Source organism: Pseudomonas sp. NPDC087336, assembly GCF_044744285.1.
Lineage (GTDB): Bacteria > Pseudomonadota > Gammaproteobacteria > Pseudomonadales > Pseudomonadaceae > Aquipseudomonas.
The window spans coordinates 14,037-36,572 of record NZ_JBIUYA010000044.1 but is presented as its reverse complement, the minus strand read 5'-3'; the positions used below and the strand labels follow the sequence as shown (position 1 = coordinate 36,572).

General features: G+C 61.8%; 25 protein-coding genes and 1 riboswitch. Of the genes, 5 read left to right on the top strand and 20 right to left on the bottom strand.

Features of this window, described 5'->3' with window-relative positions:
* Positions 1 to 174 precede the first annotated feature (174 nt).
* Positions 175 to 1,539 (bottom strand): DNA recombination protein RmuC, encoded by a 1,365-nt coding sequence (gene rmuC / locus ACIO0C_RS28785; RefSeq protein ID WP_401317522.1) that lies wholly within the window; start codon positions 1,537 to 1,539, stop codon positions 175 to 177.
* A gap of 175 nt (positions 1,540 to 1,714) precedes the next feature.
* A complete protein-coding gene (locus tag ACIO0C_RS28780) occupies positions 1,715 to 2,038 on the bottom strand; it encodes a sel1 repeat family protein (protein WP_401317515.1) in 324 nt (107 codons plus the stop codon).
* 976 nt (positions 2,039 to 3,014) lie between these two features.
* Here ACIO0C_RS28780 and ACIO0C_RS28775 point away from each other — a divergent pair.
* The 3 genes from ACIO0C_RS28775 (at position 3,015) to ACIO0C_RS28765 (ending at position 5,403) form a co-directional block, all read left to right on the top strand.
* Positions 3,015 to 3,239 (top strand): hypothetical protein, encoded by a 225-nt coding sequence (locus ACIO0C_RS28775; protein WP_007898912.1) that lies wholly within the window; start codon positions 3,015 to 3,017, stop codon positions 3,237 to 3,239.
* A gap of 263 nt (positions 3,240 to 3,502) precedes the next feature.
* Complete coding sequence (locus tag ACIO0C_RS28770) at positions 3,503 to 3,985, top strand: hypothetical protein (protein WP_008065248.1); 483 nt, start codon at positions 3,503 to 3,505, stop codon at positions 3,983 to 3,985.
* A 146-nt stretch (positions 3,986 to 4,131) separates the two neighbouring features.
* Positions 4,132 to 5,403 carry an OmpP1/FadL family transporter gene (locus tag ACIO0C_RS28765; RefSeq protein ID WP_401317513.1) on the top strand — a complete coding sequence of 424 codons (1,272 nt, stop codon included), beginning with the start codon at positions 4,132 to 4,134 and terminating at the stop codon, positions 5,401 to 5,403.
* Between the two features lie 139 nt (positions 5,404 to 5,542).
* Here the strand turns inward: ACIO0C_RS28765 and ACIO0C_RS28760 are convergent, their stop codons facing one another.
* From ACIO0C_RS28760 to cobO, 14 genes are all read right to left on the bottom strand, one after another.
* Positions 5,543 to 6,109: a glutathione peroxidase gene (locus tag ACIO0C_RS28760; RefSeq protein WP_401317511.1), complete on the bottom strand. Its 567-nt coding sequence runs from the start codon at positions 6,107 to 6,109 to the stop codon at positions 5,543 to 5,545.
* Positions 6,110 to 6,195: 86 nt separating this feature from the next.
* Positions 6,196 to 6,318: a hypothetical protein gene (locus tag ACIO0C_RS28755; protein ID WP_401317509.1), complete on the bottom strand. Its 123-nt coding sequence runs from the start codon at positions 6,316 to 6,318 to the stop codon at positions 6,196 to 6,198.
* Positions 6,315 to 7,523 (bottom strand): MFS transporter, encoded by a 1,209-nt coding sequence (locus tag ACIO0C_RS28750; protein ID WP_401317507.1) that lies wholly within the window; start codon positions 7,521 to 7,523, stop codon positions 6,315 to 6,317. The genes ACIO0C_RS28755 and ACIO0C_RS28750 overlap by 4 nt, the downstream gene beginning before the upstream one ends.
* Before the next feature lie 52 nt (positions 7,524 to 7,575).
* Positions 7,576 to 7,980 carry a MarR family winged helix-turn-helix transcriptional regulator gene (locus ACIO0C_RS28745; RefSeq protein ID WP_095963918.1) on the bottom strand — a complete coding sequence of 135 codons (405 nt, stop codon included), beginning with the start codon at positions 7,978 to 7,980 and terminating at the stop codon, positions 7,576 to 7,578.
* A 21-nt stretch (positions 7,981 to 8,001) separates the two neighbouring features.
* Complete coding sequence (locus ACIO0C_RS28740) at positions 8,002 to 8,733, bottom strand: adenosylcobinamide-GDP ribazoletransferase (RefSeq protein WP_401317503.1); 732 nt, start codon at positions 8,731 to 8,733, stop codon at positions 8,002 to 8,004.
* A gap of 2 nt (positions 8,734 to 8,735) precedes the next feature.
* Positions 8,736 to 9,311, bottom strand: coding sequence for an alpha-ribazole phosphatase family protein (cobC, locus tag ACIO0C_RS28735; RefSeq protein WP_401317501.1), 576 nt, complete (start codon positions 9,309 to 9,311; stop codon positions 8,736 to 8,738).
* Complete coding sequence (gene cobT, locus ACIO0C_RS28730; protein ID WP_401317499.1) at positions 9,308 to 10,363, bottom strand: nicotinate-nucleotide--dimethylbenzimidazole phosphoribosyltransferase; 1,056 nt, start codon at positions 10,361 to 10,363, stop codon at positions 9,308 to 9,310. Before cobT ends, cobC begins: the two co-directional genes overlap by 4 nt.
* Positions 10,360 to 10,881: a bifunctional adenosylcobinamide kinase/adenosylcobinamide-phosphate guanylyltransferase gene (cobU, locus tag ACIO0C_RS28725; protein ID WP_401317496.1), complete on the bottom strand. Its 522-nt coding sequence runs from the start codon at positions 10,879 to 10,881 to the stop codon at positions 10,360 to 10,362. Before cobU ends, cobT begins: the two co-directional genes overlap by 4 nt.
* Positions 10,882 to 11,029: 148 nt before the next feature.
* On the bottom strand, positions 11,030 to 12,481 hold the full coding sequence (locus ACIO0C_RS28720; RefSeq protein WP_401317494.1) for a cobyric acid synthase: 1,452 nt from the start codon (positions 12,479 to 12,481) through the stop codon (positions 11,030 to 11,032).
* Positions 12,478 to 13,470 (bottom strand): threonine-phosphate decarboxylase CobD, encoded by a 993-nt coding sequence (gene cobD / locus ACIO0C_RS28715; RefSeq protein WP_401317491.1) that lies wholly within the window; start codon positions 13,468 to 13,470, stop codon positions 12,478 to 12,480. The genes ACIO0C_RS28720 and cobD overlap by 4 nt, the downstream gene beginning before the upstream one ends.
* Positions 13,463 to 14,371, bottom strand: coding sequence for an adenosylcobinamide-phosphate synthase CbiB (cbiB, locus tag ACIO0C_RS28710; RefSeq protein ID WP_401317489.1), 909 nt, complete (start codon positions 14,369 to 14,371; stop codon positions 13,463 to 13,465). The genes cobD and cbiB overlap by 8 nt, the downstream gene beginning before the upstream one ends.
* Entirely contained in the window at positions 14,368 to 15,018 is a 651-nt protein-coding gene (gene bluB / locus ACIO0C_RS28705; protein ID WP_401317487.1) for a 5,6-dimethylbenzimidazole synthase, read from the bottom strand. Before bluB ends, cbiB begins: the two co-directional genes overlap by 4 nt.
* Complete coding sequence (locus ACIO0C_RS28700) at positions 15,015 to 16,397, bottom strand: cobyrinate a,c-diamide synthase (RefSeq protein WP_401317484.1); 1,383 nt, start codon at positions 16,395 to 16,397, stop codon at positions 15,015 to 15,017. The genes bluB and ACIO0C_RS28700 overlap by 4 nt, the downstream gene beginning before the upstream one ends.
* On the bottom strand, positions 16,394 to 17,005 hold the full coding sequence (gene cobO / locus ACIO0C_RS28695; protein WP_401317481.1) for a cob(I)yrinic acid a,c-diamide adenosyltransferase: 612 nt from the start codon (positions 17,003 to 17,005) through the stop codon (positions 16,394 to 16,396). Before cobO ends, ACIO0C_RS28700 begins: the two co-directional genes overlap by 4 nt.
* Positions 17,006 to 17,087: 82 nt before the next feature.
* Positions 17,088 to 17,322: riboswitch (cobalamin riboswitch) on the bottom strand.
* Positions 17,323 to 17,473: 151 nt separating this feature from the next.
* On the opposite strand from cobO, the gene ACIO0C_RS28690 reads away from it, so the two are divergent.
* Together ACIO0C_RS28690 and ACIO0C_RS28685 are read left to right on the top strand one after the other, a co-directional pair.
* A complete protein-coding gene (locus ACIO0C_RS28690; RefSeq protein WP_272605211.1) occupies positions 17,474 to 18,058 on the top strand; it encodes a hypothetical protein in 585 nt (194 codons plus the stop codon).
* A gap of 67 nt (positions 18,059 to 18,125) precedes the next feature.
* Positions 18,126 to 19,439, top strand: a complete 1,314-nt coding sequence (locus ACIO0C_RS28685; protein WP_401317478.1) for a PQQ-dependent sugar dehydrogenase — start codon at positions 18,126 to 18,128, stop codon at positions 19,437 to 19,439.
* A 58-nt stretch (positions 19,440 to 19,497) separates the two neighbouring features.
* Here the strand turns inward: ACIO0C_RS28685 and ACIO0C_RS28680 are convergent, their stop codons facing one another.
* The 4 genes from ACIO0C_RS28680 to hda all read right to left on the bottom strand — a co-directional run bounded on the left by ACIO0C_RS28680 (position 19,498) and on the right by hda (position 22,450).
* Complete coding sequence (locus tag ACIO0C_RS28680) at positions 19,498 to 20,151, bottom strand: O-methyltransferase (RefSeq protein WP_401317475.1); 654 nt, start codon at positions 20,149 to 20,151, stop codon at positions 19,498 to 19,500.
* A gap of 18 nt (positions 20,152 to 20,169) precedes the next feature.
* Positions 20,170 to 20,706, bottom strand: coding sequence for a C40 family peptidase (locus ACIO0C_RS28675; RefSeq protein ID WP_401317472.1), 537 nt, complete (start codon positions 20,704 to 20,706; stop codon positions 20,170 to 20,172).
* A 164-nt stretch (positions 20,707 to 20,870) separates the two neighbouring features.
* Complete coding sequence (locus ACIO0C_RS28670) at positions 20,871 to 21,518, bottom strand: C40 family peptidase (RefSeq protein WP_401317469.1); 648 nt, start codon at positions 21,516 to 21,518, stop codon at positions 20,871 to 20,873.
* 227 nt (positions 21,519 to 21,745) lie between these two features.
* Positions 21,746 to 22,450, bottom strand: a complete 705-nt coding sequence (gene hda, locus ACIO0C_RS28665) for a DnaA regulatory inactivator Hda (RefSeq protein WP_401317467.1) — start codon at positions 22,448 to 22,450, stop codon at positions 21,746 to 21,748.
* Positions 22,451 to 22,536 lie beyond the last annotated feature (86 nt).

The following is a 22,536-nucleotide window of genomic DNA, read 5'->3' as shown; positions in this document are numbered from 1 at the left end:
CGTTCCCATGCTCCGCGTGGGAATGCCGCCAGGGACGCTCCGCGTTCCGCTTTCGACGCAAGGCTTGAGTCAGGTGCAGGGGTGACGCGGAGCGTTACGGAATGCGTTCCCACGCAAAGCATGGGAACGATCATCAATCCTGTGGGAGCGGGCTCGCCCGCGATGCTTTTTGGCCTATTCCGGTAACTCGACCAACCCGTCCACATCCGTCATCGCCCGCTCCAGCAGATCCGCCGGCAAGCTCTTGCTCGCCCGAGCGCCCAGTAACTTGAGCTGCTCGCTGCGGCTGACCAGGTTGCCGCGTCCTTCTGTCAGCTTGTTGCGCGCCGAGCTGTAGGCCTTGTCCAGTTGCTGCAAGCGATTGCCGACTTCGTCCAGATCCTGGATGAACAGCACGAACTTGTCGTACAGCCAGCCGGCCCGCTCGGCGATCTCCCGGGCGTTCTGGCTTTGCCGCTCCTGCTTCCACAGGCTGTCGATGACACGCAGGGTCGCCAGCAACGTGGTCGGGCTGACGATCACGATGTTGCGGTCGAAGGCTTCCTGGAACAGTGTGGGCTCAGCCTGCAACGCGGCGGAAAACGCCGCTTCGATCGGCACGAACAACAAGACGAAGTCCAGGCTGTGCAAGCCGTCGAGACGTTTATAGTCCTTGCCGGCCAGGCCCTTGACGTGATTGCGCAGCGACAGCACGTGCTGCTTGATGGCGATCTGGCCGATGGCGTCGTCTTCGGCCGCCACGTACTGCTGATAGGCCGTCAGGCTGACCTTGGAATCGACCACCACCTGCTTGTCGCCCGGCAGATAGATGATCACATCGGGCTGGAAACGCTCGCCGTCGGGGCCCTTGAGATTGACCTGGGTCTGGTACTCGCGCCCCTTCTCAAGCCCCGCATGTTCAAGCACGCGCTCCAGAATCAACTCGCCCCAGTTGCCCTGGGTCTTCTGTCCTTTCAAGGCGCGGGTCAGGTTGGTGGCTTCGTCGCTCAGGCGCAGGTTGAGCTGTTGCAGGCGCTCCAGTTCCTTGGCCAGGGAAAAGCGCTCCCGGGCTTCGGCCTGATAACTTTCCTCGACGCGTTTTTCAAACGACTGGATGCGCTCCTTCAATGGATCGAGCAATTGCCCCAGGCGCTGCTGGCTGGTTTCGGCAAAACGCTGCTCGCGCTCATCGAAGATTTTCCCCGCCAGCTCGGCGAACTGCGCACGCAACTCGTCTCGCGAGCCCTGCAGGTCGTTGAGGCGCTGCTGATGGCTTTCCTGTTGCTCACGAAGCTCGGCGTTGAGGGACGCGGCCTGGGCGTCGAGGCGGCGCAGTTCGGCTTCTTTGCCGGCGCGTTCAATGTTCCAGGCGTGGGCAGCATCGCGGGCATCATCACGCTCGATTTGCAGCAACTCGACCTCACGGCGCACGGCGGCAAGGTCCGCCTGTTTGGCGGCATTGGCCTGACCGAGATCAGCGATTTCATCGCGACAGGCCTCGAGCTGCGCATTCAAGCCATCCTGCGCCAGATTAGCCGTGGCCAGGCGCTCTTCCAGCACCGACGCCTGGGCCTGAGCGGTGCTAGCCCGGCGCTGCAGTTGCCAGGCCAACACCAGCAACGGCAGCGCCGCGCCCGCCAGCCCCAGCAATGCGCTGGTCAAGTCCATAGCCATAGCCACTCCTGCCATTGAAATAAAGCCTGAAGGTTAACCAAGGCGTCAGGTCTTGGACAGCTCAGTCTTCGAGCAAACCCAGTTCCTGCTGCGCACGCAGGTCCCCTGCCCGCGCGGCCTGACGCAAGAGATCCTGGCCAATCCGGCGATCCCGGGCATTGCCGCATTCACGGCACATCAGTTGCCCCAGCCGGCTCTGTGCAGCGACGACGCCTTCACGGGCCGGCTGCTTGAGCAAACGGCCGGCAATGTGTTTGACGTTGGGGTTTTCGCCCAGGCGCGGGCTGTCCAGCAACCACTCGGCCACCCGCATCGAAAAGCGCTTGGGAGAGGCAACCGTGGACGATTTGTCGGAGGAGGAAGGAGGTGGTGTACGAAACTTCATAAAGCACTGTGGGCAGATCGCAAGGCGCGTCACTCTACTCTCTTTTTCTTACAGGTAAAGCCGAAAAAAACCCGGCACGCCCGTCCTAGAGCAAGCGCTCGGGACAATCCACAGAAGCTGTGGATAACTCAGTGGACAACCGTCATTGAACTCGCGCAAAGGCTTATGGAATGGGGCCTGCAGTCAAACTGACGATTTTTTCACCAGTTAAAAAAAGCGATGTTTTTCATTGACTTAAATTTTGGTTACAGGCACCCACTGCGCTTGAAGGCTGGATGACAGCGCGGTGACAGTCCGCGCAACTAATGTGCACAACTACCTTCGGGACGGTTATATCACTGCATTTTTTCGGTGCATTTTTCTTGATTGCTGGGGATAACCCCCCGGCAAACCACGCCCCAGCCAGCTTTTAGCGATGACCGCCGGTCGGATTGCGCGCGATGACCGAACAGTTTCCAGGCCTCGTCCAGCAGCCAGCGAAAGCAGCTGCCAAGCGAACATCCAGGATTTTTTGCCGGCGCCCTTCCCTTTGCCTGTTCAATCCGTTAGTATCCGCGGCGTTAGTACCAAGCTGAAAGTCAATTCTGGTCGAACAAATCCCCCCGGCGCAGCCTTCCCACAGGAAGCCGCTACCGAACAAGCGGGATCGGCCACCTCGATGGTTTCCAGGTAAATCTTGCGCCAACACAGCCTTTGAATCGAAAGCAAAGGGTGTTGCCAGGCTCGCTTACTCTGACCGAACCAGCCTGCAAATTGATCAGGATCTTCACCCCGGGCCCAGAACCTTTGCCCTTGATGTGTTGCCTGCCCTCCTAAGTACCTACCTGCCAGCCCAAGCGCGCCAATTATCAGCGCTTCAAACTGGCTGCTTTGTTCCAGTCGGGTTCTTCGTTCGACCAACGGTGGTCGTCGTTACTGGAACGTTTTAATTTTGCACGGCTCTTATCCGTGTCGCTTGTAGGAACACCCAATGACTATGTCTACTCAAATCCACACCCAGGATGCTATCCGCACCCTTACCAACGCTTTTGCACCGATGAACTGCCTGATCATGGCCGCTCGCAAAGGCTGCTTCAGCTTCACCCTGGTCAACGAACACGGCATCGCCCGTCACAGCGAACGCCTGTACCCCGACCAATACTCCAGCGCCGAACCGCTGCAGGCGGTGATCGAGCGTACGCGTCAGGCCCTGGTCGCCTGAAACGCCCGCAAGGCTGAAATACTCAAGAGCCCCGCCCGAAAAGCGGGGCTTTTTGTTGCCCGACGTTTCACGATGACTAAGCACGGATAGATATAAGGTTTATAACTCGCCGGCGGAAATATTTTAAAAACAGTCCTTTACGCGGTGAATATGACACTAGACTTCAACTCAAGCGGCCCTGTTCCGCTTCCGACGAGCCTGAGTCGATTCACCGCTGCCAAAGCCTTTCAGGTTCGTCGCCAATTTGATGTATCGAGGGTTTTATGGGTATCGCTGCCAGCGAACTGTGCCGCTTTGTGATCCGTCCGACCTTGATCTACCTTGGACGCCATAGCGCAACCGCCGAATCCCTGCTGCTAGGCATCGCCGCCAGCCAGTCAGCCCTTGGTTCCGCCCTGCATGACCGCCGTGGACACGGCCTGTACCGAATCGCCGAACCCCGCCACCAGGCACTCTGGGACCATTACCTGGCACTCGATCCGGAACGCGCAAGCCTGGTCCGAGGCCTGGCCAGCCAACATGCATTCCTCAGCGGCCCGCACCTGGAATTGACCGTCAACCTGCGTTACGCCACCGCCATCGCCTGGCTGCTGGTCGAAGAACAGAACACCCCCCTCCCCGAAGCAGACGACCTGCTGGGCATGGCCCGCATCTGGCGCCAGACTTTCCAGCCCCAGGGACGCCTGAGAGACTTCACCTGCGCCTGGCAAACCTGTGTTGCACCGATGAACCTGGTCGCCTGCTGAAATCCCTGGATCCAAAGATCGCGGAACTGGCAGCGAATCTGGTCGGATTGTCCTACAAAACCGCTCTAAATCAAGCATTACAGCCTATGGCGCTGGGACGAAAATGTTGGTAATTTTCGCCCCGGTGATCACCAGGAGTTCTAATAATGAAAAAAGTAATGCTCAAAACCACCATTAGCCTCGCCGCTGCCTTGGCATCCACGCAACTCTTCGCCAGTGGTTTTGCCCTCAACGAACAAAGCATCAGCGGGATGGGGACAGGTTTTGCCGGGCGATCTTCTGCTGCCGACGACGCATCCACCGTTTTTGGCAACCCTGCCGGCATGTCTCGCCTCAAGCGCGAACAAGTGACCGGTGGCGTTGCATTCATTGACGCACACGCTGACATCAGTGATGCCAGCTCCCGCCCAAATGGCGGCACCAACAAAGGTGACATGGTCCCTTTCATGGGCGTGCCCATGGGCTACTACGTCAAGCCACTCGATGACCAGTGGGCAGTCGGTTTCGGCGTCTACGCTCCATTCGGCCTGGTGACCGACTACGAAAACGGCTTCGCCGGCCGATACTTCGGCACCAAGAGCGAAGTCACAATCGTGACCCTGCAACCAACCGTCAGCTACGCCTTCAACGACAAGGTGTCGATCGGCTTCGGTCCGACCATCAACCGCATCGACGGCAAGCTGGAATCGAACCTGTCGCTGAACCCGCTGGCAGCGGACGGCGACGTCAAGATCAAAGGTGACGACACCGCTGTCGGCTACAACATCGGTATCATGGTTCAAGCCCTCGAAAGCACGCGCCTTGGCCTGACCTACCACTCGAAAGTGAAGTACAAGCTCGAAGGTGACACCAAGGTCAACTACGGCCTGCTCGCGGCACTGGGCCAGAACCCGAACCAGAAGTTCGACGCTTCGCTGGACATCACAACGCCTGAGTCGGTGGACTTCTCGGTCACTCACCAGCTGGACGACCAGTGGACTCTCTACGCAGGCAGCACCTGGACTCGCTGGAGCCGCCTGAAAGAAATCTCCGTCGAGAACGAGGGCGTTCCTGCCGCCTTGGCCGCACGCGGCTTTGGCACCATCACCGAAGAGCAGAACTGGCACGACACCTGGGCTCACGCCATCGGCGCCTCCTACCAGTTGAACAAGCAGTGGGTACTGCGTACCGGCCTTTCGGTTGACCAGTCGCCAACCAACAACGAAAACCGCTCCCCACGCATCCCGACGGGCGATCGCACGATCTTCAGCCTGGGCGCCGGCTGGAGCCCGACCGACGACCTGACCATCGACGTTGCGTATTCGTACCTGCGTGAAGAGTCGGTGAAGGTCAACAATAACAACGGCCGCCAGGCCTATAGCTCCAAGTATGAAAACTGGGCAAACGGTTTCGGGGTCGGTGCTACCTACCGCTTCTGATAACCGTCGGCGAGCCTGAAAGACTCGCCGCCTGAATCAAAAAAAGCCCCGCTCTCTGGCACAGAGGCGGGGCTTTTTCATTTCAACCCGATAACGCAATACCTGTAGGAGTTGCGTTATGCTCGGTAATGAGCGTCGATCAGGGAGTGGATGCCAATGGTGGCGAAGCCAGGGCCTTCTCCACCGCCTCAATGAACTCAGGATCATCGGGCTTGGTCAGGCTGGAGAAACTGGCAACCACCTTGCCTTGGCGATCGACCACGTACTTGTAGAAATTCCACTTCGGCGCGCTGCTCTGTGTGGCGAGCACCTTGAACAGGTGCGTTGCATCGTCACCACGGACTTTCTGCGGCTCGGTCATGGTGAAGGTCACGCCGTAGTTCACGTAGCAGACCTTGGCTGTTTCGGCGCCGTCCTTGGACTCCTGCTTGAAGTCATTGGACGGCACACCGATCACTTCCAGCCCCTGCGCCTTGTATCGCTGATTGAGCGCCTCAAGGCTTTTGAACTGCGGGGCAAACCCACAGAAGCTGGCGGTATTGACCACCACCAGCGGTTTGCCGGCGAAACGCTGGCACAGATCGATGGATTCATTGGCACGCAACTTGGGCAACGAGCCTTGCAGCAACGCCGGACACTCTGCTGCCTGGGCCAATCCGGTAAACGCTACCAGTAATGCGGGAACAGCCAGCAAGCGCATCAGCATATCGGTGCTTCCTTGAGAATTGGTGTGAGATTGAAGTTACTCGCCCTCACTTGCTGCTAGCAAGCGTCGTTTCTGCACTGCGCCTTCTAACACGCACCCATGCCCAACTGCATCAACGCCAGGCCTCCCTGATGCCAGCCCCACCAAGCCACGGCCAGCAGCAAGGCGCAGGCAGCGATGATCAAGACCCGCGGCCAGAGGCTGTTCATGTCGCACTCATCTGGGTTTGCAGACGCGCCACCGGCCGCTCACGCACGGGCCAGTTCAAGGCTGCAGCCATCAGGCTCAAAAGAATTGCCACCTGCCAGATCAAGTCGTAGCTCCCGGTCCGGTCATACACCACCCCGCCCAGCCAGCCACCGAGAAACGACCCGAGCTGGTGAAACAGGAAAACAATCCCACCGAGCATGGACAGGTTTCGTACGCCGAACAAGGTGGCCACTGTGCCGTTGGTCAAGGGAACGGTCGACAACCACAGGAACCCCATGGCCATGCCGAACAAGTAGGCGCTGGTGGTCGTCACCGGCGCCCACAGGAACAGCGCGATCACCACGGCGCGCAGCAGGTACAGGCCGGTCAACAAACGCGGTTTAGACATGCGCCCGCCGAGCCAGCCGGCGGTATAGGTGCCGAAGATGTTGAACAGGCCGATCAGCGCCAGCACCGTGGTGCCCACCGTCGCCGGCAGGTGCTGATCCACCAGGTACGCCGGCAGGTGCACGCCAATGAACACCACCTGGAAGCCACAGACAAAAAAACCGAACGCCAGCAGCCAGAATCCCGAATGGGAACAGGCCTCGTGCAATGCTTCAGAAAGGGTCTGTTCGTGGCCCATGACCGGCAGCGGCTTGTCCTTGAGCATGCCCACCAGCGGCACGATCAGCGCCACCAGCAATCCCAGCGCCAGCAACGCCGCTGACCAGCCGAGCCAGCCAATCAACCCGAGCGTGCCGGGCAACATGGCGAACTGGCCAAACGACCCGGCGGCACTGGCGATACCCATGCCCATGCTGCGTTTTTCCGGCGGCACCGCGCGGCCGACCACGCCCAGGATCACCGAGAAGGACGTGCCGGACAGGCCGATCCCTATCAGCAGGCCAGCACTCAGGGACAAGGTCACCGCCGAGTCGGAAAGCCCCATGCATACCAATCCCGCCGCGTACAGGACACCGCCGACCAGCACCACTTTCGCCGCGCCAAAGCGGTCGGCCAAGGCACCGGTGAAGGGTTGCGCCAGGCCCCAGATCAGGTTCTGGAGGGCGATGGCGAAGGCGAAGACCTCACGCCCCCAGCCGAACTCGGCGCTCATCGGCGCCAGGAACAGCCCGAAGCCGTGTCGCACCCCCAGGGACAACGCCAGGATCAGCGCACTTCCCAGCAAAACCCAACCGCACGTACGCCACATCGAGGTCATTTTTGTTCTCCAAGCGCGGGTATATACCCGCTTAATACCGAAAAAACTGACCTCAGGCCAGTTCGTCCAGCAATTTCAGTAAGGTCTCACGCTTTTCCGCGCCCAGGCGATCGATCAATCGCTGTTGCGCCGCTTCCCAGGCCGGCAAGGCGGCTTTCAGGCGCTCGGCGCCCGCCTCGGTCAACAGGACGATGCGATTGCGCATGTCTTCACCCTCGACCAGCGTCACCAGGCCTTCACCTTCCAGCACCCGCAAATTGCGCCCCAGAGTGCTGCGATCCAGGCCCATGGCCTCGGCGAGGGTGGAAATACTCGGTTGATCCAGGCGCTGCAGATTGCACAGCAAAGAATACTGGGCAACGTTGATCCCGAAGCCATCGAGAGCGCCGTCGTAATGCCTGCTGACGCCACGGGCGGCGCGACGCAGGTTGATGCATAAACATTGGGAGTCGAGCATGGTGCGTGTATATACCCGTGGTTAGATAAGTGCAAGTCCTGCGAGGATCGCAACTTCCAGCAATTCCAGCAACGCCCCTGCCGTGTCGCCTGTCGTGCCGCCCAATCGGCGCAGCATCACCTGCCTCAGCCAGACAAACATCAGCGCCGCCAGCAGCAGCGCCCAAACACCGTTGAGGCCAGTGATCAGCACGCACAGCAAGGCACTGCCCGCCAACACCTGCCTGCCCGCCGATCGCGGAAGATGATCGGCCAGGGCCTGGCCCAAACCGCCGGGACGCACATAGGGCGTGGTCAGGAACAGCCCCAGCAACGCACTGCGGCTGATCAAGGGAACGATGATCAGGGCCAATGCCTGCTGCTGTTCGATCAGCGCGACCAGCGCGGTAAATTTCAGCAGCAACACCAGCACCAGCGTGACCACGGCAATCGGCCCGCTGCGCGGATCCTTCATGATCGTCAGCGTGCGCTCGCGGTCACCGAATCCGCCCAGCCAGGCGTCGGCGCTGTCGGCCAGGCCGTCCAGGTGCAGCGCGCCGCTGAGCAGCACCCACGCCGTCAGCAACAGTGCCCCATGGAGCAACAATGGTGCCCCCAGCAACAGCCCGCTCAGCCCCCACAAAATGCCGCCGAACAGCACGCCCACCAGCGGATAAAACAGCAGCGAGCGCCCCAGCTCCTCGGGCGTCGGCATGCCCGGCAGACGAATCGGCAGGCTGCTGAGAAATTGCAGGGCGATCCAGAATGGCAACATGTTCAGCGCACTTCCTTCAAGACGCCACCGGGCTCGACCGACAGCGAGAACAGCGCGCCATGAGCCACTTCGACATTGAGCAGCTGCTCGCGCGGCAAGCCACGGGCGTGAGCCAGCAACAGGCGCATGACCCCGCCATGGCTGACCAGCAGCACGCGTTCGCCGGCGTACTGCGCATGCAAGCGCGCCACTGCCGCCAGCACCCGCGCGGAAAAGTCCGCGACCGGTTCCCCTTGAGGCGGGGTGAACGAATAAGGATCAGCCCAGAACAATCCCAGGGCCTGGGCGTCGGTTTCCATCAAGGCCACGGCGCTCTGCCCTTCCCAGGCTCCGAAGTGCAGTTCCTGCAGGTTTTTGTCCAGCTCGATCGGCAGCCCTGATTGCGCCGCCAGTTCTTCGGCGAAGCGCGCACAGCGCTGCAATGGCGAACTGACCAGGCGATCCCAGGGCCCTTGCTCCGCCACCGCTTGGCGCATCTGCGCCCAGCCCTTGTCCGTCAGCGCGTCGTCGAGGCTGCCGCGCAAGCCACCGCCGAGTTCGGTTTCTCCGTGACGCAACAGATCCAGATGCAGGATCATTCCGGGCGATCCGCCACCGCCGCTTCGACGAACGTCGCCATCTGCCCGTGCAGGTCGCAGGCCAGACGCAGCAATGGCACGGCCAACGCAGCGCCACTGCCCTCGCCCAGGCGCAAACCGAGGTCCAGCAAGGGTTCGGCCTTCAGGGTTTCCAGCACATGACGATGCCCCGGCTCGGCGCCGCGATGAGCGAACAACAGCCATGGCCGGCACGACGGATTCAAGCGCACCGCTACCAACGCCGCGACGCTGCAGATGAACCCGTCCACCAACACCACAACGCCTTGCTGGGCGCACGCCAGGTAGGCGCCGACCAGCGCCGCGACTTCAAACCCACCGAGATTGAACAGGGTCTGCAGCGCATCGCCACGCTGAGCGCGGTGCAGTACCAACGCGCGTTCGATCACCTGCGCTTTATGACTGACACCCGTCGCATCCAGCCCCGTACCCGGCCCGGTCAGGTGCGCCACCGGGCAATCCAGCAAGGCACAGGCCAGGGCGCTGGCCGCCGTGGTGTTGCCGATGCCCATTTCGCCACCGATGAACAGTTGCGCGCCCGTCGCGATGGCCCGCTGCACGCTGTCGCGACCGGCCTGCAAGGCACGTTCGCCTTGCGCCACGGTCATCGCCGGCCCCTGGGCAAAATTCGCCGTGCCGGGGCCGATGTTCAGGTGTCGCACACCTGCCAGGTTCAACGATGGGGTGATGGTGCCCAGATCGACCACCTCCAGAGAGGCGTCCAACTGCCGCGCCAACACGCTGATCGCCGCACCGCCGCTGACGAAGTTGTGCAGCATCTGCCCGGTGACTTCCTGGGGATAGGCCGACACGCCCTCGGCCACCACACCATGGTCACCGGCAAAAATCACGATCGACACCCGCGCAAGACTCGGCTTGACCTGCCCCTGGAGTCCGGCCAGTTGCACCGCCACCGACTCAAGCTGGCCGAGGGAGCCGGCCGGCTTGGTCAGCTGCTGTTGACGGGCTTGTGCCTGCTCGACAGCCTGGGCGTCGATCGGTTGGCACGGGTTCAGCCACCAGGATGAGGTCATAACGCAGTTCCTTTCAAAGTCAGGGGCAGGCCGGCGACGGTCAGGACGACACGCTGACAACGCTCGGCCAGGGCTTGATGCAGCCAACCGGCTTCATCGACATAGCGGCGAGTCAATTCGCCCAGCGGCACGACACCCATTCCGGTCTCGTTGCTGACAAAAATGATTTCACCCGGCAACGACGCCAGGCATTCGAGCAAGGCTTCGCGTTCAGCGGTCAAACGCTCGCTGTCATCGAGCATCAGCAGGTTGGTCATCCACAGCGTCAGGCAATCCACCAGCAGGCAGCCGTCGGCCCGTGCGTTTTCGCGCAGGACGCGGGCCAGTTCCACGGGCTCTTCGATCAACGCCCATTCGGCTGGACGGCGGGCGCGGTGATGGGCGACGCGCTCGTTCATTTCGCCGTCCAGCGGTTGGCTGGTGGCGATGTAGGTCACGGCCAGACCGCTGTCGCTGGCGAGTTTTTCCGCCAGGCGACTTTTCCCAGAGCGGGCACCGCCGAGGATCAGTTGGAGCATGGTTTATTCCATAAAATGTGCAGTGTCATGACGGGCCCCTTCGCGGGCAAGCCCGCTCCCACAGTTGTTTGGGTTGGTCATAAAATTTGAGTACACCCGGTAACCCTGTGGGAGCGGGCTTGCCCGCGATGGGGCCAGCACGAGCAACTTAAAAACCACAGAGGTCCCGCAACAACGAGGTATCCAGATGCTTCTCCACCAGATCCGCCAAGCGCTCGATATCCCGCTCGCGTAAGGCGTGGTAATCCACCTCCTGCACATTCTGCAATCCCGCCCAACGCAACAGCGCACTGCACGCCGCCGGGGATTCGAACAGGCCATGCAGGTAGGTGCCGAAGATCTGCCCGTCAACACTCTGCGCGCCATCGCAGCGACCGTCGTCCAGTTGCACGGCGGCGTTCTCCAGGGCCGGGCCGGTGGTCACGCCTGCGTGGATCTCATAGCCGCAGACTTCAGCATTCTCCAGCGCCAGGCGGCCGCGCACATTGCGCAGTTGCTTGTGTTCTTCGAGCTGCGTGGTGAATGCCAGCAGGCCTAACCCGTCACTGGACCCCGGCGCGCCTTCAAGGCCCAGCGGATCGTGCACCTGCTCACCGAGCATCTGCAGGCCGCCGCAAATACCCAAGACTTTGCCGCCATAGCGCAAATGCCGGGAGATCGCGGTGTCCCAACCATGGGCGCGCAGGTACGCCAGATCGCTGCGCACGCTTTTCGAGCCGGGAAGAATGATCAGGTCGGCCGCTGGAATCGCCTGGCCGGGGCCGATGAATTGCAGATCCACTTGCGGGTGCAGGCGCAGTGGATCGAAATCGGTGTGGTTGCTGATGCGCGGCAACACCGGCACCACCACTTTCAATAGTTGCCCGGCCTTGTCAGCCTGGCGCTGATCGATGCCGTCCTCGGCCTCCAGGTGCAGGTCCATCACGTACGGCAGCACCCCGATCACCGGTTTGCCAGTGCGCGCCTCCAGCCAGTCGAGACCGGGTTGCAGCAGGGCGATGTCACCGCGAAAACGGTTGATGATGAAGCCTTTGACCCGCGCTTGCTCGGTGGCCGACAGCAGTTCCAGGGTGCCGACCAGGTGGGCGAAAACCCCGCCCCGATTGATGTCGGCGATCAGCACCACCGGGCAATCCACCGCTTCGGCGAAGCCCATGTTGGCGATGTCACCAGCGCGCAGGTTGATCTCGGCCGGTGATCCCGCGCCCTCGACCATCACCACCGGGTACGCCGCGCTCAAGCGCTCATGGGAGGCCAGCACCGCTTGCATCGCGATGGCCTTGTAGTCGTGATAGGCCACGGCGTTCATCGTGGTGACCGCACGCCCATGGATGATCACCTGGGCGCCGGTATCGCTGTTGGGCTTGAGCAGCACCGGATTCATGTCGGTGTGAGGTTCAAGAAAGGCGGCCTGGGCCTGCACCGCTTGCGCGCGACCGATCTCGCCACCGTCGGCAGTCACCGCGCTGTTGAGCGCCATGTTCTGCGGCTTGAACGGCACCACGCTGACACCCTGGCGCGTCACCCAGCGGCACAGCGCCGTCACCAGCGTGCTTTTACCGGCGTCGGACGTGGTGCCCTGCACCATCAAGGTAGTCATTGGCTTTCCCTGGCGAAGGCGTCGAACGCTGCATCCAGCCGCGCCCAGTCGGCTTCATCCCCAGGCAAACCGAAACGCAGGCTGCTGTTGTGGGTGAACAGGCGCAACAGAATGCCGCGCCGGGCCATGAACTCGTGCAGCACTTCGGCGCGCTCGGTGATCAGCCATTGGAACAGGGCGCAACCACCCTGGGGTTGGAAGCCGTGCCGGGTCAACAAGGTTGCCAGCCGCTCACTGGCCTCATCGGCGCGCACTCGCTGTCGCACGTGCCCCTCGGTGTCGCGCAGGCACGCCTGGCCCAGCACCCGGGTCGGTCCGCTGACCGCCCACGGCCCCACCTGCTCGGCGAGCAATTTGAGCAACTTGCGCTCGGCCAGGACAAAACCCAGGCGCACACCGGCCAGGCCGAAAAACTTGCCAAAGGATCGCAGCACGATCAAACCGACCTGATGGGCAAACGGCGCCACACTCAGGTGCGGCGTGTTGTCCATGAAGGCCTCGTCCACCACCAGCCAGCCACCGCGCGGGGCCAGACGCGAATGCCAGTCGAGCAGACGGGCGGGCGTAAGGTTCAGCCCGGTCGGGTTGTTCGGGTTGACCACCACCAGCACGTCGAGACTGTCGACGAAGAAGTCGACCTCCTGCTCCAGCACCTCGCGCACGATGTAGCCATTACGGCGCCACGCTTCGGCATGTTCGGCATAACAGGGCGACAGCACGCCGACCTTGCCTGCCCGGCGCAAACGCGGCAGCAACTGGATGGCCATTTGCGAACCGGCAACCGGCAGTGCCTGCAGGGTCCCGTAGTAGTCGCAGGCCGCCTGCTCCAGGCCGTCATCGGTTTCCGGCAACCGCGCCCAGGCCCGTTGCGGGATGTCCGGCACGGGAAACGGCCAGGGCGCCAGGCCGCTGGACAGGTCGAGCCAATCGGCTTCGTCGATGCCGTAATCGTGCGCCGCCTTGCGCAATCGTCCGCCGTGCTCAAGCATAAAATTCAGACCCCACGCACAGAATCAGCAGCCACAACCATACCCCACGCTGCACCAGTTGCCAGCCGCGGTCGATGGCGTCGGCATCCGCCGGCACGCCCTCGCCCAGCATCGGGCGCTGATGCAGTTCACCGTGATAAATCGCCGGCCCGCCCAGCTCGACGCCCAACGCACCGGCACCCGCCGCCATCACCGGGCCGGCATTCGGGCTGTCCCAGGTTGGCCCCTGGGTGCGCCAGCATTTCAACGCCAAGCGGGTTTTGCCCAACAGCGCATAGGTCAGCGCCACCAGGCGCGCCGGAATGTAATTGAGCACGTCGTCGATCTTCGCCGCCGCCCAGCCGAATCGCTCGAAGCGTTCGTTGCGATAGCCCCACATCGCGTCCAGGGTGTTGCTCAAACGGTAGAGCACCACGCCCGGCGCACCGGCCACGGCAAACCAGAACAGCGCGGCGAACACCGCGTCGCTGCCGTTTTCCAGCACCGATTCGGTGGCGGCGCGGGCCACGGCGGTTTCATCCAGATCAGTGGTTTTGCGGCTGACCAGGTAACTCACGCGTTGGCGCGCCTCTTCAAGATTATCGCTGCGCAAGGCCTTGGCCACCGGCGTGACGTGCTCGCCGAGGCTGCGCATGCCCAGGGCGCAATAGAGCGCGAGAATCTCGACGATCCAGCCGACGTAAGGCGCCCAGGAAAATGCGGTGGCCAACAGGGTCAGCGGCAACACGGCGATGACCCACGCGGTCACCCCATGGCTGCGCCAGCCGCGACCGCCGCCGTTGAAACGTTGCTCGATGCGCTCGGCAAAACGGCCGAACGCCACCAGCGGATGCCAGCGCTTGGGTTCACCCAGCAGCGCATCCAGCGCTACCGCGGCGACACTCAACAACGCCACACTCATTGACTCACTCCCCAATAATTTTCATACAACAGCTCACTCAGCGGACGCGCCTGCGCCCAGCCTTCGAGTACCAGCATCGGCGCCGGATAGAAGGCCTTGACCGGTCCCAGGCAGAGAATGGCCAAGGGCTTGGCGCCAGGCGGAAGACCCAGCAGGTCTGCCAGGGCTTGTGGTTCGAACAGCGAGACCCAGCCCATGCCCAGCCCTTCGGCGCGGGACGCCAGCCAGAGGTTCTGGATCGCGCAGGACAACGAGGCCAGGTCCATTTCCGGCAGGGTACGACGACCGAAGATATGCCGTTCGCGATCGTCCATCAGCGCCGCGACCAGTACCTCGGCACAATCGTTGATGCCTTCGACCTTGAGCTGCATGAATTCGTCGGTGCGCTCACCCAGGGCCTCGGCGGTGCGGATACGTTCCTGCTCCACCAGCCGCTGGATCTGGCTGCGCAAGGCGGGGTCGCTGATGCGGATGAAGCGCCAGGGCTGCATCAGGCCGACACTCGGGGCCTGATGCGCAGCCTCGAGCAGGCGCCGCAGCAATTCGGGCTCGACCGTGCCGCCAGCGAAGTGACGCATGTCGCGGCGTTCGCCGATGGCGCGGTAGACCGCTGCGCGTTCGGCGTCGGAAAAGGCGTTGTCGGTCATGGCCTCTTCGCTGGCAAGCCAGCTCCTACAGGGGTTATGTGATCCTTTGTAGGAGCTGGCTCGCCAGCGAAGGCGCCCGAAAGGTCAGGTGCAAACAGCGCGGCAATCGCCGATGGATTGGACGGAAAATAGAAGTGTACGTAAGAGGCCGTCATCCGCCCCTCGCGATAAACCGCCTCTGCCCCGCGCCCGCCGTTAGGACTCAGGCCACGGGCAATCGGAACATGCTCGGTCGTGGTCAACGAGTGGTGATAGGTATGCCCGCGCAAAGAACCTTCCGGCAGCTCAACCGCTTGCAGCGCCAGAGCCGCCAAGCGCTTTTGCATCACCGCATCACCCGCCAGCAAGCCGACCAGTTCCGCGCGCGCCCCTTCAACATCGGTCAACGAATCGAGCAGATAAAGCATCCCGCCACATTCCGCCAGCAAGGGTTTGCCCGCGGCGTAGTGAGCGCGGATCGCGGCCAACATCGAGGTGTTTTGCGACAGGGCCACATGGTGCAATTCCGGATAGCCACCCGGCAGGTACAAGCTGTCGGCCTCTGGCAAACCTGCATCACGGATCGGCGAGAAAAACCGCAGTTCGGCGCCCATCGCCCGCAGCAAATCGAGGCTGGCGCCATAGGTAAAGGCAAACGCTTCGTCACGGGCCACGGCAATGCGCACGCCAGCCAGCAAGGGGTCAACCGCCAGCACATCGGGCGCGGCGAACTCCACCGCCGGCGGGAGCGCGACTTCACAACTGCTGGCCAGGGCGTCGGCCGCCGCATCGAGGCGCACATCCAGGTCATTCAACTCGCTGGCCTGCACCAGGCCCAGGTGTCGACTCGGCAATTCGATCCCGGTCTCCCGGGACAAGGCGCCGTACCAGCGCAGGCCTTCGGTCAGACTGCCTTCGAGCAGTTGCGCGTGGCGCAAGGTGCCCACACGATTGGCCAGCACGCCGGCAAACGGCAAGTCCGGCTGATAGCGCGCCAGGCCCAGGGCCAGGGCGCCAAAAGTCTGGGCCATGGCGGTGCCGTCGATCACCGCGAGTACCGGCACCTCGAAATGCCGCGCCAGATCGGCGCTGGACGGCGTACCGTCGAACAGCCCCATGACGCCTTCGATCAGGATCAGGTCGGCGTCGCCGGCGGCCTCCCACAACAGGCGGCGACTGTCCTGCTCGCCGACCATCCACATGTCCAGCTGATACACCGGCGCACCGCTGGCGCGTTCGAGGATCATCGGATCGAGAAAGTCCGGGCCGCACTTGAACACGCGAACCTTGCGTCCCTGGTTACGATGCAACCGGGCCAGCGCGGCGGTCACGGTGGTCTTGCCCTGACCGGACGCCGGCGCGGCAATCAGCACCGCCGGGCAATGTCGAGGCTGGTTCACAGCTCGACGCCTTTTTGCGCCTTGATACCGGCCTGGAAGGCGTGCTTGATCATGCCCATTTCGGTGACGGTATCGGCCAGCTCGACCATCTCCGGCTTGGCGCCGCGACCGGTGACCACTACATGCTGCATGGGCGGGCGCGCTTGCAAATCGCTGAGCACCTGATCGAGATCGAGGTAGCCGTGCTTGAGGGCGATGTTCAGTTCGTCCAGCACCACCAGGCCGATCGAAGGATCGCGCAGCAGTTGCTGCGACACTGCCCAGGCCGCTTCGGCAGCGGCGATATCGCGCTGGCGATCCTGGGTCTCCCAGGTGAAGCCCTCGCCCATCACATGAAAACGCACCTGCTCGGGGAAGCGTCGGAAGAACAACTCCTCACCGGTGCTGTTGCGCCCCTTGATGAACTGCACCACGCCGCACTGCATGCCATGCCCCATGGCACGCGCAAGCATGCCGAACGCCGAGCTGCTCTTGCCCTTGCCATTGCCGGACAGCACCAACAGCAAGCCGCATTCGTTCGGCGAATTGGCGATGCGTTCGTCGATCACAGCTTTTTTGCGCAGCATGCGCGCCAGATGACGTTCGTCACGATCAGGGGTATCAGACATGGGGGAGCTCTCCGTTGAGGCAGGATTAACGGCGGGCAGGCACAAGAATAGACGGCAAGAAGCCTGGCATCGCCCACCGTGATGCCGCTTGGATGGATCAGGCCGGTCTCCGGGCTCATGAGCGGCGTGATGCCAGACTGCGCGCCTTCCCGCGTCACAGATCGACGCAGTGGCTTCAGACGCAGTTTTCACTCATTTACCGTTGCGGGGGCAGCGCCGGGATCGCAGGGCTTCATCGAACAAAGCGCTCACTCACCGGCTTCCCTGTTTCACTCTGTCGACCCAAGTCACAGAGCACCTGAAACAAGCGGCGAAGGTTAGAGGGTTGGGGGTGGAGCGTCAATTGAGAACCGGGTGTTGGAACGAATAACTGCCATCCATCCATAAATGACGTCAATCTTGTGTCACACTCGCAGCAGTGATATCAATCTGCCACAACCTCACAACACAAGAACAAGGGTGAGCCCCATGCAAGGCATGATCATCAGCAATCCGAAGCTGGAATTCCTGCGTCCGGTACTGGAACGCTGGTTCGACTGTATCGACCGCTACAACGCCGTGCGCGGCGACAGCGAGACACCCTACTGGCTCGACGAAAAAGCCAACCTGGGCCTGCTATCCGCCGCGGCATGGATGGCCGAAATGATCACACTGCAACAATCGCCCACGCGCAAACAGACCGAAGAAGGCGAACGCAATGGCCGCGCCGATCTGTTTATCGCCACGACCGAAGCACGCGCCTGGCTGCAGACCACCCAACGCTGGCCGCGGGTCAACAGCCTGAACCTGACCCAGGCCCTGCAGGACATCACCGGCGACGCAAAAAAAATCAGCTACGCCAGCGACCTGAAAATCGGCTGCCTGTTCGTCGCACCGCACAAGAGCCAGCAAGGCGCCACCCCCGAAGAACTCCAGGACATGGTCGATGACTTGCAAAAGGAGCACTGCTGCGCCGTGGCCTGGTATTTCCCCTATGCCTATCGCAAATTGCGCAACGAAGCCGGTCACTATCACCCCGGTATCGCCGTGCTGCTCAAGGAAGCTCGGGGCTGAGGTTGAACCATCGGGCTGTCACGCTTCTCTATGATTTAAGTCACTTCATTCATAGGGAAGCTCAGCAATGCGTACGTCCCAGCTGGTTTTCGTTATCGCATTAGCGGGAGGGCTCGCCGCCTGTGGCGAAACCGCCCGCTTTCAAGTCATCGACGGCACCGGGCCGTCCCCCAAGCTTCCGGAACCGAACAAGACACTCTTCCCGACGATGAACATCGCCCCGGCCATCGGCTGGACGGACGGCGCAAAACCCGTCGCAGCCAGCGGCACTCAGGTCGGCGCATTTGCCGAGAACCTCGATCATCCGCGCTGGCTGTACGTGCTGCCCAATGGCGACGTGCTGGTCGCCGAAACAAACGCCCCGCCCAAACCCGATGACAATAAAGGCATCAAGGGCTGGATCACCAAGAAAGTCATGGGCCGCGCCGGTGCCGCCGTGCCGAGCCCGAACCGCATCACACTGCTGCGCGACAGCAACCACGATGGCATTGCCGAAACCCGCACGGTATTCCTGGAAAACCTCAACTCGCCTTTTGGCATGACCTTGGTCGGCAATGACCTGTACGTTGCCGACACCGACCGCCTGCTGCGCTTCCACTATGAAAATGGCGACACGGCCATCAAGACAAAACCGATCAAGGTCGTCGACCTGCCGGGGGGAACCCTGAATCACCATTGGACCAAGAACGTCATCGCCAGCAAGGACGGCAGCAAGCTGTACGTCACGGTGGGCTCCAACAGCAACATCGGTGAAAACGGCATGGACCAGGAGCAAGGGCGCGCAGCGATCTGGGAAGTGGATCGCGCCACCGGCAACCACCGGATCTTCGCATCAGGCCTGCGCAACCCCAACGGCATGGCCTGGGAGCCGCGAAGCGGTGCACTGTGGACAGCCGTCAACGAGCGGGACGAAATCGGCAGCGACCTGGTGCCGGACTACATCACCTCGGTGACAGATGGCGCTTTCTATGGCTGGCCGTTCAGTTATTACGGCCAGCACGTCGACGTGCGCGTCGAACCGCAAAACCCCGACCTGGTGGCCAGGGCGATTGCCCCGGACTACGCGGTAGGCCCCCACACCGCCTCACTGGGCCTGACGTTTGCCGAAGGCAACAGGTTGCCGGCGCAGTTCAAGGAAGGCGCGTTCATCGGCCAGCATGGCTCATGGAATCGCAAGCCGCACAGCGGTTACAAAGTGATTTTCGTGCCCTTCAGCGGCGGCAAGCCGAACGGGCAACCGGTGGATGTGCTCACCGGGTTCCTCAATCACGAGGAAAAAGCCATGGGCCGGCCGGTGGGCGTGGTGATCGATCAGCAAGGCGCCTTGCTGGTGGCCGATGATGTGGGGAACAAGGTGTGGCGGGTGTCGGCGGTTAAATAGCCGCAGACAAATCACACCGTGTAGGAGCCAGCGGTGCGCCACACCCGGCATCACGCCATTAGCGTTTACGGCAGAGTGTGAGCCCATCCCCCAGCGGCAACAGCGACAGATCCACCCGCGCGTCATCCTTCAAGGCACGATTGAGCGCCTGGATGGCCCGGGTATCGGCGCTCTCGGGATTGTCCTCAAGCACCCGGCCACTCCACAGCGTGTTGTCGAAGACCACCAGACCTGCGGTACGCAACAGGCGTAGCGCTTGCTCCAGGTAGGCTGGGTAATTTGCCTTGTCGGCATCGATGAACACCAGATCGAACTGGCCTGGCTCATCCAGATTGCCAAGAGTTTCCAGCGCCGGTGCCAAACGCAGGTCGATTCGCCCGCACAGGCCCGCCTCCTGCCAATAGCGGCGCGCGATGGCGTTGTAATCCCCGGGAATGTCACAGCAGATCAGCGAGCCGTCATCCGGCAATGCCGCCGCCATGCACAGAGCGCTGTAACCGGTGTAAGTGCCGACTTCCAGCAAACGTCGGGCACCGGTGAGCTTTACCAGCAAGGCGAGAAACTGCCCCTGCTCCGGCGCCACCTGCCAGCGCGCCATGGGCAGCGCCTGGGTTTCGTCGCGCAAGCGCTTGAGCACCGGCGTTTCGCGCAGGGAGACGTCGAGCAGGTACTGATAGAGCGAATCGTCGAGATTGAGCGTGCGGGCGGTCATGACTACACCCTCCGGCGGTTACGGATTGCGCGCCAGATGCTCGGGTTGCAGGACGCGCTTGGCACTCAGGTAGGCTCTTTGCCAATAAGCCTTGGACAAGCTGTCGAGCTTGACCGTACCACCGGTAGCCGGCGCATGCACGAAGCGGCCTTCACCGACATAGATGCCGGCATGGCTGACCTGGGAACCGCCATTGGTGGCGAAGAAGATCAGGTCACCGGTTTGCAGGCCTTCCTTGCCGACATCGGCCGCTTGCATCGTGATCATTTCACGGGTGGTGCGGGGCAGGGAAATACCGGTCATGTCACGGTAGACGTAGCCAATCAGGCCACTGCAATCGAATCCGGAATCCGGCGTGTTGCCGCCCCAGCGATAAGGTGTGCCGACCAGTCCCAACGCGCGAAACAGCACGTCTTGTGCTTCAGGCGAAAAGTCCTGGGAGGAACTGAATACGATGGGCGCGCGCACCACCGGCGCAGGCGGCGGAGTACGGCTGGCACAAGCACTGAGCAGCACTGCGAACAGCATGATTGCGAGGCGGGCCGACATCGTCATAAGCAGAGCATCCTGATCAGGCTGCGGCTAATTTCTGCGGGAGCGCAGAAAAGAAAACCGCCTGCGCGTTACGCAGGCGGTTTGCCATCATTCATGATCAGAATTTTAGCGCTTATCAGGCAAACTTCAAGTAAGACTTTAAGTTCGCCTTACGAAATGTGCGCTTACTTGCGAGCCGTAACGATTGGCGTCGCGGCGGGAGCCATGGCGAGTGCACGCTTGGCTTCGATGAAGGACTTGCTCCAGTAGCTGTCACCGAGGTTATCGATGCGCACACCACCGCTTTTGCGGCTGCTGGAATGGATGAACTGGTTGTCACCCAGGTAGATCCCGGCGTGACTGACGCGACCGCGACGACCGTTGGTGGCGAAAAACAACAGGTCGCCTGGCTCGAGTTTGCTGCGCGAAACCAGCGGCGCGTCCACGTTGATCATTTCGCGGGTTGAGCGCGGGAGGTTCATGCCGGCTTCTTCACGGAACAGGTAACCGATGAAACCGCTGCAATCGAAACCGGCTTCGGAGGTGCCGCCGAAACGGTAACGGGTACCGATCAGGGACATGCCGCGTTCGAGGATGCTGTCGGCCAGAACCGGAAGCTGGTACGACTTGCCGTCGGCGAAGCTGGCCAGTTCTTTTTCGGTGGCCGCTTCTTCGAGCTCAAGCGCTTGCTTATAGAGAGCGGAAGACTGGGCAGTATCGGAATATTGAGCCTGCTGTTGTTGCGCTTGCTCGGACACCGGGGTGTGGGCAGCGCAACCGAACAACAGGGTAACGAGTGCGAGGGGCACGAGGGGTGCAAAGCGATTTAGCATGGGCACGACCGTGGCTGAATAAGTTATCAAGAGCCGCGACTATGCCTTCTATCATTCTCATTTGCAAATTCAATCGAACTTTTTGTGACTTCTTGGTTTCCCGATAACATCTAAGCGCTAAAGCCTGTTCTAGACACTCGCGTAGCCTGCACCCGACAGGAAAGCGGATTTTCTGACGCCTTGAATATGTCGAAAATCGCTTCAGGCCCTGAATTTACAGGGCCTGGCTACCAGCCCAGGGTTTCTTTCAGGAACGGAATAGTCAGCTTGCGCTGCGCTTGAAGTGAGGCCTGGTCGAGTTGCTCGAGCAGTTCGAACAACGCGCTCATGCTGCGGGTACCGCGGGTGAGGATGAAGTGCCCGACTTCGTCGGTCAGGTGCAGTCCACGACGTGAGGCACGCAGCTGCAGGGCGCGCAACTTGTCTTCGTCGGAGAGTGGGCGCATCTGGAATATCAGCGCCAGGGTCAGGCGCGACTTTAGATCTGCCAGCTTTACCGGCAACTCCCGTGGCGAAGTCGATGCGGCAATCAGCAGGCGCCGACCACTGTCACGCAGCCGGTTGAACAGGTGAAACAACGCTTCTTCCCAGTCAGACTTGCCTGCCACCGCCTGCAAGTCGTCCAGGCAGACCAGCTCGTATTGCTCAAGGTTGTCGAGAATCTCGATGCCGCGATCCATCAACTCGGCCAGCGGCAGGTAAACCGCCGGTTCGCCCATCTGTTCGAAACGCAGGCACGCGGCCTGCAACAGATGCGTGCGCCCTACCCCGTGCTTGCCCCAGAGGTAAATCAGGCTTTCGGTCCAGCCGGCGTCGGCTTCGCACAGCCGCTCGACATAGCCGAGTGCAGCGGCATTGGCGCCTGGGTAGTAGTTGATGAAGGTGGCGTCGTCACGCAGACGCACACCTAGGGGCAGCTGAATCGGTTTCATGCTGACTGAACAGTTCCAAAGGAACCGTTAGTGGCCTCTGTGTAAAGTTTGCGAAGTTTATACCCGTGAAGCCGACCGCACAATGC